Here is a 14,739-nt window from a genome sequence, read left to right as displayed (position 1 = left end):
GGCTGGGCTGAGGATTATTCTCAACCCCAATACATCGAGCCGAAGGATATGTTTCTTCGCAACCATTCAGGAAACCAAAATGGCAGATGAACTTTCAACACGGCATCCCGTGGCCGTTCTCATAGCTGTGTGCTTGGCCTCCGCGTCGATGCCGCTCGCATTTACGGGACCAACGATAGCCTTGCCGAGTATAGGCATGGCGCTCGGCGGATCTCCCGTCTCTGTCAATTGGGCAACAAACGCCTATCTCCTGACCTTCGGAAGTATGCTTCTCGCGGCCGGGGCACTGGCAGACCGATATGGTCGCAAGCGAGTATTTGCCTTCGCAACGGCCGGGTTCGCCGTTCTCTCGGCGATGCTCGCTTTTGTGCCTGACATGACGAGCTTTAATCTCATCCGAGCGGCTGAAGGGGTCATGGCAGCTGCCGCGATGTCGGCCGGGATGGCCGCTTTGGCGCAGGAGTTCGAAGGTTCTGCACGGTTGCGGGCGTTCAGTTTCGTTGGTGTGAGCTTCGGGGTCGGCCTCTCGCTCGCGCCGATAGCATCAGCTTATCTGTACGAGATGTTCGGCTGGCGAAGCATCTTCGGTCTGGTCGTTGCGTTCGATGTAGCCGCTTTCGTCCTCGGTATTTTCTATATGGTAGAGACGCGTGATCCAGCCGCCACAAAGGTTGATTGGCCAGGGTGTGTAACCTTCACAGTTGCACTTGCGGCCCTGACAACGGCGATACTCGAAGGCCCCGGCCGTGGTTGGTCCGACCCGATGGTAATCGCCTTTTTTGCGGTAGCCATAGCGTTCCTAATCGCGTTTGTTTTCATTGAGCGACGCGTTGCCCGCCCCATGTTGGATCTGGACTTGTTTCGCTACCGGCAGTTTGCAGGTGTCCAACTTCTTGCCGCCGCCCCTGCCTATGGCTTCGTCGTGCTTCTCATCCTGCTTCCTATCCGACTCGTGGGAATTGACGGTATGTCCGCTCCAGAGGTTGGCCAAACCATGTTCGCCATGTCGGCACCCTTGCTAGTGTTGCCGCTGCTTGCGGGATCGCTGACCCGTTGGCTGTCACCCGCTGCGCTTTGTGGCCTCGGCCTCGTCATCTCCAGCCTGGGCGTGTTCTGGCTCGGCCTCGTTCCGATCGGCGCTCGGCCGGCCGACTTCGTTCCGGCTCTCCTTGTCATCGGCGTCGGCATCAGCTTTCCGTGGGGCCTGATGGATGGACTCGCGGTTAGTGTCGTGCCGAAAGAGCGAGCAGGCATGGCCGCCGGGATCTTCGGTACCGTTCGCGTCGCTGGCGAAGGCATCGCGTTGGCGCTGGTGACGGCACTGCTGAGCGGCTTAGCGCAGTCCCAGGTCTCGAAAATTGTCTCGCAACCAACGGCTTCATCTCTAATTGCGGAGCTACTTGCGACGGGCAATTTTGGAGGTGCTTCTGCGCTCGCTCCTGAGGTTCCGCCACCGACACTTCTCGCAAGCTACGGTGACGCGTTTGGCACGCTTACGCTGTGCCTGGCCGCCATCACACTCATCACGGCGGTGGTCGTATTCGTCTCGTTGCGGCGACCGGCAATCGCTCAAGGGTGAATGCTGAAGTGGCGCGGCCTCACTGGACAAAAGTTGAGTGAAAGCCGCGCTGCTACCAACGTTTCGGCATAGTCGCGCCCGTGCTGCGGATCGTCGCCTTTGTCGCGAGCCCGAAAATCGGCCGGCGCGACAGGCGCAAGAGCGGCTTTCTCAAACAGAATCGTACGATTAAATCATTTCAATGATGCTGAGACTACGGGTCTGCGGTCCATATCCCTTCAAGAGCAAGTCTCTTCAACTCTTTGCAAAGAGGAACCACCACCGAACCAATGGAGCGCGGTGGTGTCGATATTGCTCAGACCGGAATGGGGTTCTCGACCAGAGCCTGATTGAAGCCATGCACCAGCGCATGCTCGCCGCTGCCGGGATTGTCGCGGAAGGTCTGGATTTCGTCGACGAGCACTTCAGGCGCGTCGGTGGCGAGCTTGGCGATCGTTTTCTCGATGAAGATATCGAGCGGCATGGCGCGGGGGTCGCCGCTCTTTTTGATCAGATCCGTATCCACCCATGGCGGCGCAATTTCCTGAACGCGGACAGAGGTGTCGCGCAGTTGGAAACGCTGCGAGAGCGCATAGGAATGGAGCGCCGCCTTGCTGGCCGAATAGACAGCCGTCGATGCGAGCGGCACATAGGCGAGCACCGACGTGTTGTGGATGATGGTTGCCGCGGGCTGGCTCTTCAGGTGATCGATCAGCGCCGATGTCAGGCGGATCGGTCCCAAGAGGTTGGTGTCGATGATCCGGCGAGAAAGTTCGTCGTCAATCTTCGAACCCGCGTCGTCGAAAGGCATGATGCCGGCATTGTTGATCAGCACGTTCAGGGTCGGATAGTGCTTCACGAGGCGTTGAGCCACACGATCGATGTCAGTGAGATCGGCAATGTCCAGTTCGACCCCGTCAATACCAGGATTGGCGGCGGAGACTTCGTCCAGCAGGGCCTTGCGACGGCCTGCGACGATCACCTTGTTGCCGCGGGCGTGCAGGGCTTCCGCCAGCGCGCGGCCGATGCCGGATGTGCCGCCGGTGATGAAAATGGTGTTTCCGGTGATGTTCATGGTCGTGACTCCTTGGTCGGGCGTGGCGTCCAGGCCGCGCCGCGTTTGGGTGGAAACTCAGTTTGGGTTCAGGGGCGAGGTCGGGATCGGCCGGAGCAAAGCCCCGGCCGGTTGCGGCCGTCAGGCAACGCGCTCGACCTTGGGAAAGTCGAGCGTCGTTCCGACGATGTTGTTGACGCTGTTGGTCAGGATGTTGACGGCGACATGCGCTGCCGTTTCCAGGATCTCTGCGTCTGAAAGTCCATAGCTGCGCGCCACCTCCAGCGCCGGGGCGGAGGCCTGTCCGTGCGTTGCGTTGATCGCGAGGGCGAGGTCCAGAATGGCCTGGATCTTTGGGTCAGACGTGCGTCCCTTTTGGGCTGAAGCGCGGTTTTCGGCCGAGACGCCGGCGGCGCGGGCGCCGCCCGTATGGGCCGCAAGGCAATAGTCGCAACCGTTGGCCGCCGCGATCGCAATCGCGATCTGCTCCTGCGCCTGCGGCGTCAGCACGCCGCCGCTGAGGAAACGCTTGCTTCCGGTGTAAACCTCAAGCGCCGCCGGCGCATGGGCGAGCACGCGAAACAGGTTCGGTACCTTGCCCATCGCGGCTTTTGCTCCGGCAAAGATTTCGGCGACTTCCGGCGTGACTTCGTCATCCGTCATTGTGGTGATAGCAGACATGGTCGATCTCCAGTTTTTGGCGATATTTGTTTGATGGGTGGACAGAAGGATTGGCGGATCCGGCCATTGCCGGATCAACCCTCGAGAAACCGATCAATCTCCTGGGCGAAATCCTCGATCTCCTGAAAGAGAAAGGCGTGACCCGCATCAGGATAGAGAACCAGCTTGGCGTCCGGCGCCTGCTGTGAAAGCACATAGGAGCGGTAGGCCGGGATCATCACGTCATGGGCGCCATTGGCGACCAGGATCGGCAGACGCAGTTCGTTCACGCGATGCAGCACGCCCGGCCATGTGGAAATCGCCTTGGCCTGCGCCATGAAGGCGAGCGGCGACGTCTTCGGTCCGTAGTCCGGCTGCGACTTGATGCGCGCCAGCGAGGCCCGCCCATGGGCAACGGCGCTTTCGGTTTCAGGATAGAACAGGAAGAGGAAGTCATCGTCGCCGTTCTCACCCTTGGTCATCACCTGGGGCACCCGCGGATGCTGCTGCGGACCATCGGTAATGCCGCCCGGGCTTGATCCGGCCACGATCAGGCGTCGCACCAGATGCGGATAATCCAGCGCGAACTGCTGGGCGACGACCCCGCCAAGAGACCAACCGAGAACATCGACCTCTGAAAGGCCGAGCACCGCCAGCACCTCGACGGCCACGGCCGCCATGCCGGCGATCGTTTCGGAAACCTCGCCTTCGGACCGGCCAATGCCGGCGCTGTCGAAGCGGATCACCCGGCGATCCCTGGAGATCGCCTGGATGAAGGCCGGATCCCAATCGTCCAGCGTTCCGCGAAAGCGTTGAAGCAGAAGGAGCGGGATGCCGCCTTCGGGGCCATCCTTGCGAAGCGCAAGGCGGCCATGTGCGGTGTCAATCCATTCCAGATTGGTTGCAGAAGACACGTTCCATTCCTTTCATTGCCCGCTGGGCTCGTTTCGATGAAAGGAACATAGGCTGGTTTCGTTGTGGCTCAAATGACGTAAAAACGTCAAATAAGGACATGAGCTTTCAGCCAGCGGCGATCTTTTCGTCTTCGCCTTCAATGAGCTTCAAGCTGCGACGCAGGCTCTGCGGGGGCTGGCCGAAGAAGCGCAGGAAAGCGCGGCGCATCCGGTCGCGGTCTGCGAAACCGGTGTCGCGGGCGACAATGTCGAGCGGATGGCGCCCTTCCTCCAGCATCGCCTTGGCAGCCTCGAGGCGCAGCCGCTCCACGGCCTTGGCGGGAGATTGTCCGGTTTCCTCGTGGAAAAGTCGGCTGAACTGGCGCGGGCTCAGGCTCGCCACCTCCGCAAGTTCCTCCACGGTCAACGGATTGCGCAGGTGTTCCTTGGCATAGACGAGCGTGCGCCTGACGCGATCTGACCGCGGTTCAAGTTCCAGCAGCGCCGAGAACTGCGACTGTCCTCCCGGCCGCCGGTGGTAGACGACGAGATTGCGGGCGATCTGGCGCGAAAGCTCCGAGCCATGATCATCCTCAATCAGCGCAAGCGTCAGGTCTACGGCGGAACTCATGCCCGCCGACGTCCAGATCGACCCGTCCTCAATGAAAATGCGATCTTCATCGACCTCGATATTGGGGAACCGTTCCTGCAGCGTGCGAGCATGCGCCCAGTGGGTTGTGGCCTGTCGGCCATCAAGAAGCCCTGCCTCGGCCAGAAGAAATGCGCCCGTGCAAACGCCCGCCACCCGACGAGAGGCTGCGCCCGCTTGTCTTATATAGTCGCGCAAAGGCGCAGTCATTGGCTGCGGCTCCAGTTCGCCGACCACCATCAGCGTGTCCGGAAAGGCGCCCAGAGGCTGCGTTTCGATTTTGATGCCCAGCGAGGAGCGGATCGGGCCGCCCTTCTCGGACATCACAGTCAGGCGATAGGCTTCGGTTCCGAGCGCTTCATTTGCGAATTCGAACGCGGTGAGCGCGGCCATGCCCATGACCTGGAAGCCGTTTTCCATGATGAAGCCGATGTGGCGCATGTGAGAACCCCATAGATCTGTCATGTCTCTTTTTGACGGATATACGTCATTCGAGACGAGCTCGTCCAGCGCTAAGGTTCACTCATCGAAACAACGGGACAACGTCCCGGCAATGAGAGGACAAGACAATGACTGACACCAAAGGAACCGTTCTGATCACCGGCGCATCGTCCGGCATCGGCGCCGTCTATGCGGACCGTTTTGCAGCCCGCGGCCATGATCTCATACTCGTTGCGCGCAATCTTGGCCGATTGGCTGATGTGGCTGCCTCGCTGAAGCAGGAGCACGGCGTTCAGGTGAAGACGATCGCCGCGGATCTCGGTTCCGAGGAAGGTTTGCGCGCCGTCGAAGCCGTCATTGCAGAGGACCAGACGATCACGCATCTTGTCAACAACGCCGGCTTCGGCAGCGCTGCTCCCCTAACCGCAGCCGATGCGCGGGAGATGCAGGCCATGGTGGTGATCAATGTCACGGCGCCCCTGCGATTGACCTATGCGGCCGTGCCCCGCTTTATCGCCCGCGGCAAGGGAACGATCATCAATATTTCCTCGATCGTCGCCATCGGGCCTGAAATCCTCAACGGCGTCTATGGCGGCACCAAGTCTTTTGTGCTCGCATTCAGCCAGTCGCTGCGCAAGGAACTGGCTGGCACAGGCGTCAATGTCCAGGTCGTGCTGCCTGGCGCGACGGGCACAGAATTTTGGGATGTGGCTGGCCTGCCGGCTAGCAACCTGCCGACCGAGTGGGTCATGTCCGCCGCTGACCTCGTGGACGCCGCTCTTCTGGGCCTGGATCGGGGCGAATTCGCCAGCATTCCTTCCCTGGCGGATGCTGCGGAATGGGATGCCTGGGAGGCCGCGCGCGCGGTGATGCTGCCGCATCTCTCCAGCCGAAAACCGGCTGCCCGTTATCAGCGCTGACACAATCGCATCAGGGTCTCGCGGGGGGCATCCCGTCTCCGCGAGACCTCTATGTCATTCGACCGGCGGCCCCAGAAACTCGATGCCGTTGCGGTTGCAGATCTCGGCAAGTTGCTGCTGCTCGGTCGGCCCGAATGGCGATTCCGGAGGAAGTTCCCCCGTTCAGCCGGAACGGAAGCCTCCAGAAGCATTGCCTCGAACTGGCAGTTCGAGATGGTCAGGAATTTCGCGACATCCGAGATCACACGGAGCGAGTGGCGGACGCCGCCCGGAACTTGAAAGGACGGGTCGGGAACGGCGTCAAAATCTTGTCCTCGACCTGAAAACGAGCCGCGCCATCCAGCATGTAGAAGGTCTCGTCCTCGTCGTGATGGACGTGCAACGGCACACAGAAGCCCTTGACCACCGTAGGTTCCGACGACTGATAAGCCGTCGTTGCTGACTGATTTCGAGAAAAGGATACTGAGCTAGGCGTTTATGAATTGACGCGTCTGCTCGCGGATCATTTTTCTCCGGGCTCTCCGCCGATCCGTTACAAAACGAAATACGCGTATGACTGCGTCTAAACGACGGTCCCGAATCTGATTTGGTCAGCCTTGGGGGGCCACGATGCCACACGATCTAGAACAAACGGATCGCTGAAAGATCAACCGAAACGACAAGCGGCTCGGCCATGGCTTGTCCGTCCGGCTGGCGTGGGAAGATGCGGCGGAGGGCAGGGATCTTGATTCCCTGCACGTCCGTATAGCCGTCGATATAATGCGCGCCCGGCGTATTGCCGGCAATCTCGACATCGTAGTCATGACGCTTCAGCAGGCCGTTGGCGTCGACATAGATCGTCTGGACCGTGCTGTGGGTGGCGACGTCAGCGGGAAAGGTCACTTTCAGACGCGTCCAGGTCTCGCCCTTCTCCTGCCAGGGTCCGATATCTTCAACCTTCACGCCGGGCGCGGCCAGAAGGAAGGGCATGTTGAGATAGGTCCACATGGCGACGCCAGCGAAATAGGCGAGCTGCGCGACGCTCCACGGAGTTTCCAACGTGTGGCCAGCAAAGGAGGATCGCGGATCGGAGAGCTCCTCGACGACGTTGCCAGCGGCGTCCTTCAGCTGGACGAGCCCCGGCGTGAAGTGGGAAACATGTCCCTCAGGACCAAAGGGGTGATGCGACGCCCATTCCGACGTCAGACCCACTGTGACATTGGTGTCGTCCAGCCGCCCTGCCTGGCCCTTCAGCATCCAGAGCGCGCCGCCCTGCTTCAGGTGCGCGGTCAGGGTGGAGAACGATTTCCAACGTTCAAGGCCGCCATGGGCGTCAATGATTTTCTGAACGAGGGGATGCATGACGAATACTCCTTGTTGGACGTTCCGGCGTCAAAACTGTAGTGTTATTGAGAAGCCGCACACTGACCTATAGGCGCGTGATGGCTTCCCGTGATCGTCGGGGCCGGTTCGAAGTTTTAAGATGGGTTTCGAGAGGAAATTAACGGCGGTTGGGCTTCAAATCTTTGACCATCCAGCTCATTCCGTCCCGCAGCTGACGAGTGCGCAGACGATAGGATTGTCCAATTCAAACTGATTGAGATATGCTAAGGGCTGCCGCTCGCCGCTGCGTCGCATGTGGCCTGGCTTATGATTATCCCAGCCTTGGAAAGATGGTTCATGCAGGTTTTGGTTCTGTTTGCGCATCCGGCGCAACGGAAGAAGAGCATCAATTTGGCCATGGCGGAGCAGGCGCGTCGCGTGCGCGGCGTCACCTTTGTCGATCTCTATGCCGAATATCCTCGCTTTTCGATTGATGTCGAGCGCGAACAACAGAGGCTTCTCGCCCATGACGTCATTCTTTTCCAGTTTCCGCTTTTCTGGTATTCGACGCCGGCGTTGCTCAAGCAATGGCAAGACCTGGTGCTCGAATACGGCTTCGCCTATGGGCCGACCGGAAAGAAGCTCAAGGGCAAATATCTTCTAGCCTGTGTCACCACCGGCGGAAGTCGTGACGATTACGCGGCCACAGGCGGCAATGAACACGAGATTGAGACCTTTCTGTTGCCGCTGCGTCAGACGGCGCGGCTCTGCGGCATGGAGTTTCTGCCGCCTTTCGTGCTTCACAAAGCCAACCAGATCGCGGCGGATGGCGCTCAAGCTCACATCCTGGCCTATCCAGAATTGTTGGCGGCCCTCAGGGATGATCGTTTCGATCTCGACGCCGCCCGAACGCACCCAACCTTATCCAAGGACGATCTCGTCCGCTTGATCGGAGAGTAGGCCATGGATGGATTGGCGCTCTATGCATTTGCCTATCTGGCGGCCGCGGTGTTCACGGTCATCGTCTCGCAGCGACTGGGGCTTGGGACCGTGGTCGGTTATATTGCTGCGGGGGTCCTGATCGGTCCCGTTCTTCACGTGTCCACGTCAGGCTCGGCTTATCTCGAGCAATTTTCGGAGTTCGGCATCGTCATGATGCTGTTCTTGATCGGACTGGAGATCGATCCGCAAATGGTGTGGAAGCTGCGCGCCAAGCTGTTGGGTCTCGGCGGATTGCAAGTCAGCGCCACGATCGCCGTCGTCACGCTTGTTTGCGTCGCCATCGGCTTCAGCTGGCAGCAGAGCCTGCTGTTTGGTTTTGTGGCGGCTCTGTCTTCCACCGCCATCGTGCTTCAGACGCTCGAGGAAAAGGGAATGCTGGATTCGGATGGCGGAAGGGCAAGCTTCGCCGTGCTGCTGTTCCAGGATCTTGCCGTTATCCCAATGCTGGCTTGCATTCCGCTGATCGCCGGCGCGGGCGGCGAGGCGCAGGCCGGTCACGGCTCCTCCCTGCTCGCCGGTCTGCCCGGATGGGCGTCCGCCCTTCTGACACTGGCGGCCGTCGCGGTGGTGGTGATTGCGGGGCAATATCTGTCGCGACCCATGTTCCGACTGATCGCGCTGCTGAAGCTTCGCGAGATATTCACCGCGATGGCGCTGCTTGTGGTGGTCGCAATCGCGCTGCTGATGTCGGCGGTTGGGCTGTCGCCGGCATTGGGGGCATTCCTCGGCGGCGTCGTTCTCGCCAACAGTGAATATAAGCATGAACTGCAGAATGATGTGGAGCCGTTCAAGGGCTTGCTGCTGGGCCTGTTTTTCATGACGATCGGTGCAAAAATCGATCTGGCGATCCTGCGAGACAATTGGCTGGTGATCGTTGCAGCCACATTGGCCCTGATGGCCATCAAGACAGCCGTTCTCCTGCCGCTTGCATGGCTTTTTCGGGTCAGAAATACGGCCGGATGGCTCTTTGCGCTGGGTCTCGCGCAAGCGGGAGAATTCGGCTTCGTCCTTCTCTCGATCGGATGGGAACGCGGGCTCATGACGGAGCAGGCGGCCTCCGTGGCCGTGCTGGTGATCACGCTGGGAATGATCCTGACGCCGGCGCTGTTTGCACTCTCTGATCGCATCGCGATCCTGCTCGACGCTCGCAAAGAAGAGGCCGAAGCGGACCAACCCACCGAAGGAAACATCATCATCGCAGGCGTGGGGCGGTTTGGGCAGATCGTCAATCGCATGCTGCTGGCGAACGGCTACAAGACCGTCGTGCTGGATTATCGCGCCGATGTTGTGGACGGCATCCGCCTGTTCGGCATCAAATCCTTTTTCGGCGACGCGAGCCGCCCTGATCTCTTGGCGTCCGCAGGTCTCGCAAAGGCCGATCTGATTGTCGTCGCGATCGACGATCGCGACCACGCAGCCGACATCGTCCGCCACGCGCGACAACTCAATCCCGACATCCGCATCATCGCCCGCGCCTATGACCGGCTTCACCATTACGAACTCGCTGAGGCGGGCGCCGATCATATCGTCCGGGAATTGTTCGGCAGTTCGGTCGAGGCGGCAGGACTTGCGCTTCAGGCGCTGGGCATGCATCCATACGAGGTCGAGAAGCGCAAGGCCATCTTTGTGGATGAGGATGTCGCAGCTCTCGATCGCATGGCGCCTCTGGTGGATCGTTCAAAGCGAGCATCCGAGAATCCGGGATTTGTCGCCGGCTTCACGGATATTGGCCGGGTCATAGAAAGCGCCATGCGCGGTGAACGCACAGGTTACGAGGAGATCGTGCAACGCGGTTGGAGCCCGCCGGAACTGGGCGAGAGCCATACGATCCATAGCTTGCTCGCAAAGAACCCTGAAAGCTGAGCACGCATCTCCGCGTCGCCGAAGTCGCAATACTTCGCCGATCACGCGCTGTAGCCGCCATCAACATTGAGGGTCGCCCCGCTGATGAATGAGGCGGCCGGGCTGGCGAGAAAGGCGACCGCCGCCGCCGCTTCCTGCGCAGTGCCCAAGCGCTTCATCGCATTGGCTTCGATTTCGGCTTGGCGCTGCGCCAGGGGCACGCTCTCAAGCAGGGCGTCAACTGCGCCAAGCTGGACCACGTTGACTGTGGTCCCGCGGGGTCCGACGTCATGCGCAGCGCCTCTGCAGAAGGCGGCGATCGCCGCCCGCGTGGCCGCATAATCTGCAAGCCCTGGGGTTCCCACGCGATCTGCGACGCTGGACCCGACGGCGATGACGCGACCATGATCCCTCATGCCCTTGATCGCGGTGCGGATGACGGCGATCGATGCCCTGACATTGATGGCGAATTGCATCTCGAGGGCGTCTTCATCCAGATCGAGATCATCGACCTGCCATTGCAGCCTCTGTTCACAATTGACGACGAGGATATCCAGCTTGCCCACGATCGCGATCGCGCGCCGAACGAGACGGATGCATTGTTCGATACTCATCGGCGTAATGACATGAAAAACTGTGACTCGGGCGCCGGCCGCCCGAAGCGGACGCACGAAGGCAGGCTCAGGCTCCAGACCGCCGACTGCGAGGATCAGCTCCGCTCCGCCTTCCGCCAGCGCAAAGGCCGTCGCCGGGCCGATGCCGTTGTCGGCTCCGGTGAGAAATGCAACTTTGCCGGCAAGCGGCTTTTCCTGATGAGACCCCATAGCCGGCTTTTGTCCTCTTCACGCAGTTAAATCGCTCGTCATGACAATGAAGGGCACGTTAGGGGCCTCTTCGGGGCGCCTATTGTCGATTCCTGCTCAGAGACGATTTCGCTTCGCGCGGAGGTGGAATATCATTCCTTCTGTGCGTGGATCCTCCGCCCAATCTGCCGCCACTGATGGGGCGTGGCGCCAGCAATGCGCTTAAACAATTTGCACATATGCGCCTGATCGCTCATCCCGCAGTCATGCGCGATCTGGCTTAATGGCTCCTCCGTGTTGCAGATCAAGTACTTAGCAAGCGCAATGCGCCTGGACAGCACATAGGCGTAAGGCGACTCGCCGAAAGAGACCTTGAAGTTGCGTGAAAAGTGGCTGGCGCTCAGCTGAACGAGTTCGCCAAGGTCAACGATCCTGAGAGTTGAGCGTATATTCTGGTCGATGTGACGCGTGATCTTCTTGATCTGCCAATCCGAAAGTCCGTTGCGCCGGTTGTTGTTGGACCCGGAGGCCGGCGCCTCTAACGATTGGCGGCGAGCGCCCAGACCCAACGCCGAATCGCAGGCGCTCTCGTCGTAAAGCCCACCAAAATGAAGAACGGCTGCAGAATGTAGAGCTGTCGTGGTTGTCATGTGAGCGACCTCGCTGTGGCTTGCAGCAAGGTGCAGCAGGCCTGCGACAATCGCGAGTTATAAGATGTTAAGAGACGTTGCCTGGCGCGCTAACACCCTGCTCAGAAGCAGCTGGCCCTTTTTCCAGCAATCGCCGCACGGCAACCAGATCCGGGCTGTCGAGATCTTCCGTGAAGCGGCCAAAGATTTCGCGAAGCTCCGCATGCGCTTGAATTGATATGTCTGGCGCCTCCGACATGGCGGCAAGGGTCGCCAATATCCGCATTTCCACAGTCAGGATATCGTCTTCACGCGCCTGCGCCAACGCCTGCTTCAAACCATCCAAGTAGGCGTCATGGTCGCCATTTTCGCGCCAGCGGTATAGCGCCCGGAGCCGCATAAGATCGGCGCGGTTGACTTTGGTCGCCGTGTTGGAAGCCCGCGATAGCGCCGCTTCCACCCGCTCCCGCGCCTCGGTGTATCGCCCTGCCGCCGCATAAGCCTTGGTCAGTTGTCCCAACAGCAGGATCTCCTGAACCCGGCTATTGGTTTGCACCAGTTTGGCGACGCTGCGCTCCAGGATGTCGATGCCCTGCTCAACATTGCCCCGGAGTACGGCGATCGTGCCGCTATGTCCCTCGGCGACGAACCGGAAAGGCAGAAGCGCGTTGCGCATTGCGCATCGAAGAAGCCGCTGCGTTCGCTGCTCGGCAACCTCAACATCTCCGGCCCAAAGCGCGAGCACGCTGCTCCAGACCAATGCGGTGGCCAGGGGCACGGCGCTGCCCAGCGCCTCGGCCTCCTCGACCATTCGAAACGCCATGGCCCTCGCCGTTGTCCGATACCCGTGGATCCAAAGAGACAGGACATAAGAGGTGTAGGTCCAGATGCGCAGGTCGACGCCGATGCGAACAAGACGGTTCGACCGCTTGAGCGGAAGCATGGCCAGCGCGCGCTCCGCATGGCGCCGGTTCTTTGTAATCTCGCTGGAGAAGAAGGCCACGATGGACTTCATGCTCTCCAGCATGCCTTGATCCTGCTGGCCCTGAGACATCGCTTCGGCCCGGCGGATCGTCTCGAGCATGCCTTCGACGTGACCGGCCCGAAGGTGGAAGGCGAACAGGGCGGACACGGTGCTTGGCCAGAAGACCCTGTCGTCCAGTTGCTGCGCAAGCGTCAAAGCGCGATCAATGGCTCGCCCGACCTCCTCCGAATTGCCGCGCATGAACAGAAGCGGCATAGCGAAATGCGTCAGAAGCGCCATCTCGGCATGTGCGCCCTTTTGAGCTTCCGGCAGACGCTCCAGCGCGACGGAGGCCCATTTGGCGCATTCGGCGAGAAGCGACAGGTCCGTCAAGAGGTCGCCCGCCGCGATCGCAAGCGGTGTGGCAATGTCGATGTCGCCCGCGGCGGAAAAACTCCAATCTAGCGCTATTCGAACATTGTCCAGATCCGGACGCAGATGCGCGGCCGTCTCATCAGGCCTCTCCCGGACCTCGTTGTTCAGCAATCGACCGTAATACGCCGCGTGCCGGCGGCTGAAGATCGCGGTTTCCTCAGATTGCCTGAGCCGCTCCGCCGCATATTCGCGCGTGGTGTCGAGAAGCCGAAAGCGGACGTCGTCATGAGCGACATCAGCTGAGACGAGGGACTTGTCGACGAGGTTTGACAGCAGTTCGCCCACGTCATGGGCTGGCATGTCGCCATCGCTGGCGATCTCTTCCGCCGCATCCAGCGAGAACGAGCCTGCAAAGACGCTGAGCCGCCTGAGAACGATCCTTTCAGCATCTTCAAGCAGGTCGTAGCTCCAGTCGAGCGTCAGGCGAAGCGCCTGATGGCGCGGATGAGCGGTCCGTCGCCCGCGGTTGAGGATGCTGAAACGCTGATGGAGATAGCCGGCGATCCCCTGGACGCCGATGGCCGCGACCCGACCGGCCGCAAGCTCTATCGCCAACGCCAGCCCATCCAGGCCGCGGCAGATTTGGGCGACGACGGCCGCATTGTCGTCAGTTAATTGAAAGTCTTCCGCCTGGGCCCGAGCGCGCTCTACGAACAGCGACACGGCAGGATAGGCGGCGACGCTTTGGGCCGTTGCGGCCTCGTCTTCCGGCGGAACGCCAAGTCCCTGCAGCCGCATGACCCGTTCGCCCCGGACTCGAAGCGGTTCGCGCGTGGTGGTCAGCAGATAGACCTGCGGAGCCTTCTCGAAGATCTTCTCCGTCAACTCGGCGACTGCGCCAATGACATGTTCGCAGTTGTCGATAATGAGCAGGATCTTCGCCGTCTCCAGCACGGCCAGAATGCTGGCTGAATCATTCTCGCCCCGCACGGGCAATCCCAAGGCCGTGGCGAAGGCGCTCATCACCATTTTCTGATCGCGCAAGGGAGCGAGATCAACGAACAGAACGGAACCGCCAAACTCGCTGAGCAGGTTTTGAGCAACCGCGAGCGCGACGGTCGTCTTGCCAATTCCTCCCGTGCCCACGATCGACACGAAACGATTCGCCAGCAACTCGTTCTGGATGCGCCTGACGTCCTGTTCGCGCCCTACCAGCTTTAAAGGACGTAGCGGAAGCGGGTCGAACTGTGCGATCGTCGGCTCAAGCGGGGGAGTGGACTGCGCCTGGACCCGCTCCTGCCTGACCTGGCCGGTAAAGCTATAACCACGGCCCGGGACATTGACGATGTAGCGGTCTGCATCGGCAAACTGCCCGAGCGCCTTTCGCAGTTCCGAGATGTGAACCCGGAGGCTGACTTCCTCGACATGGATGGCGCCCCACACTTCCCGGATGAGCTCGTCATTGCTGACGATGCTGCCAGCTCTTTCGATGAGGCAATGCAGAATATCGAGCGCCCTGCTGCCCAAGCGAATGGCGAGTCCATCGTGACTCAGCAGCCGCTCGCTGGGCGACAGGCGAAAGCCGCCGAATTCAAGGACATCCCCGCTTGCCACCAATCGTTCCCCGTCATCAGGCGCCGTGGAACA

13 protein-coding genes are annotated in these 14,739 nt (G+C 60.5%); 4 read left to right on the top strand and 9 right to left on the bottom strand.

Annotation, left to right across the window (positions count from 1 at the left end):
• Positions 1–79: 79 nt before the first annotated feature.
• Entirely contained in the window at positions 80–1,579 is a 1,500-nt protein-coding gene (locus tag OCK01_RS24925; RefSeq protein WP_263826298.1) for an MFS transporter, read from the top strand.
• Positions 1,580–1,874: 295 nt separating this feature from the next.
• Here the strand turns inward: OCK01_RS24925 and OCK01_RS24920 are convergent, their stop codons facing one another.
• The 4 genes from OCK01_RS24920 to OCK01_RS24905 all read right to left on the bottom strand — a co-directional run bounded on the left by OCK01_RS24920 (position 1,875) and on the right by OCK01_RS24905 (position 5,255).
• Positions 1,875–2,633 carry an SDR family oxidoreductase gene (locus tag OCK01_RS24920; protein ID WP_263826297.1) on the bottom strand — a complete coding sequence of 253 codons (759 nt, stop codon included), beginning with the start codon at positions 2,631–2,633 and terminating at the stop codon, positions 1,875–1,877.
• A 120-nt stretch (positions 2,634–2,753) separates the two neighbouring features.
• The gene (locus OCK01_RS24915; RefSeq protein ID WP_263826296.1) at positions 2,754–3,293 is read right to left on the bottom strand and encodes a carboxymuconolactone decarboxylase family protein; all 540 of its coding nucleotides are present in this window, start codon (positions 3,291–3,293) and stop codon (positions 2,754–2,756) included.
• Positions 3,294–3,367: 74 nt separating this feature from the next.
• Complete coding sequence (locus OCK01_RS24910; RefSeq protein WP_263826295.1) at positions 3,368–4,186, bottom strand: alpha/beta fold hydrolase; 819 nt, start codon at positions 4,184–4,186, stop codon at positions 3,368–3,370.
• A gap of 106 nt (positions 4,187–4,292) precedes the next feature.
• Positions 4,293–5,255, bottom strand: coding sequence for a GlxA family transcriptional regulator (locus OCK01_RS24905; protein ID WP_263826294.1), 963 nt, complete (start codon positions 5,253–5,255; stop codon positions 4,293–4,295).
• Between the two features lie 128 nt (positions 5,256–5,383).
• On the opposite strand from OCK01_RS24905, the gene OCK01_RS24900 reads away from it, so the two are divergent.
• On the top strand, positions 5,384–6,175 hold the full coding sequence (locus OCK01_RS24900; RefSeq protein ID WP_263826293.1) for an SDR family NAD(P)-dependent oxidoreductase: 792 nt from the start codon (positions 5,384–5,386) through the stop codon (positions 6,173–6,175).
• A gap of 241 nt (positions 6,176–6,416) precedes the next feature.
• On the opposite strand, the gene OCK01_RS24895 is transcribed toward OCK01_RS24900, so the two are convergent.
• Positions 6,417–6,581: a hypothetical protein gene (locus OCK01_RS24895; protein ID WP_263826292.1), complete on the bottom strand. Its 165-nt coding sequence runs from the start codon at positions 6,579–6,581 to the stop codon at positions 6,417–6,419.
• Between the two features lie 215 nt (positions 6,582–6,796).
• Positions 6,797–7,516: a hypothetical protein gene (locus OCK01_RS24890; protein ID WP_263826291.1), complete on the bottom strand. Its 720-nt coding sequence runs from the start codon at positions 7,514–7,516 to the stop codon at positions 6,797–6,799.
• Positions 7,517–7,834: 318 nt separating this feature from the next.
• On the opposite strand from OCK01_RS24890, the gene OCK01_RS24885 reads away from it, so the two are divergent.
• Positions 7,835–8,437 carry an NAD(P)H-dependent oxidoreductase gene (locus OCK01_RS24885; protein WP_263826290.1) on the top strand — a complete coding sequence of 201 codons (603 nt, stop codon included), beginning with the start codon at positions 7,835–7,837 and terminating at the stop codon, positions 8,435–8,437.
• A 3-nt stretch (positions 8,438–8,440) separates the two neighbouring features.
• Complete coding sequence (locus OCK01_RS24880) at positions 8,441–10,342, top strand: cation:proton antiporter (RefSeq protein WP_263826289.1); 1,902 nt, start codon at positions 8,441–8,443, stop codon at positions 10,340–10,342.
• Positions 10,343–10,383: 41 nt separating this feature from the next.
• On the opposite strand, the gene OCK01_RS24875 is transcribed toward OCK01_RS24880, so the two are convergent.
• The 3 genes from OCK01_RS24875 to OCK01_RS24865 form a co-directional block, all read right to left on the bottom strand.
• Positions 10,384–11,145, bottom strand: coding sequence for an SDR family NAD(P)-dependent oxidoreductase (locus OCK01_RS24875; RefSeq protein WP_263826288.1), 762 nt, complete (start codon positions 11,143–11,145; stop codon positions 10,384–10,386).
• Positions 11,146–11,276: 131 nt separating this feature from the next.
• Complete coding sequence (locus tag OCK01_RS24870) at positions 11,277–11,774, bottom strand: helix-turn-helix transcriptional regulator (RefSeq protein WP_263826287.1); 498 nt, start codon at positions 11,772–11,774, stop codon at positions 11,277–11,279.
• A gap of 67 nt (positions 11,775–11,841) precedes the next feature.
• Complete coding sequence (locus OCK01_RS24865; protein WP_263826286.1) at positions 11,842–14,706, bottom strand: ATP-binding protein; 2,865 nt, start codon at positions 14,704–14,706, stop codon at positions 11,842–11,844.
• Positions 14,707–14,739: the final 33 nt, after the last annotated feature.

Origin of the sequence: Rhizobium sp. TRM95796, assembly GCF_025779995.1 — a bacterium.
Taxonomy (GTDB): domain Bacteria; phylum Pseudomonadota; class Alphaproteobacteria; order Rhizobiales; family Rhizobiaceae; genus Rhizobium_E.
The sequence above is the reverse complement of the archived record's forward strand: the minus strand, read 5'-3'. Positions and strand labels throughout refer to the sequence as shown.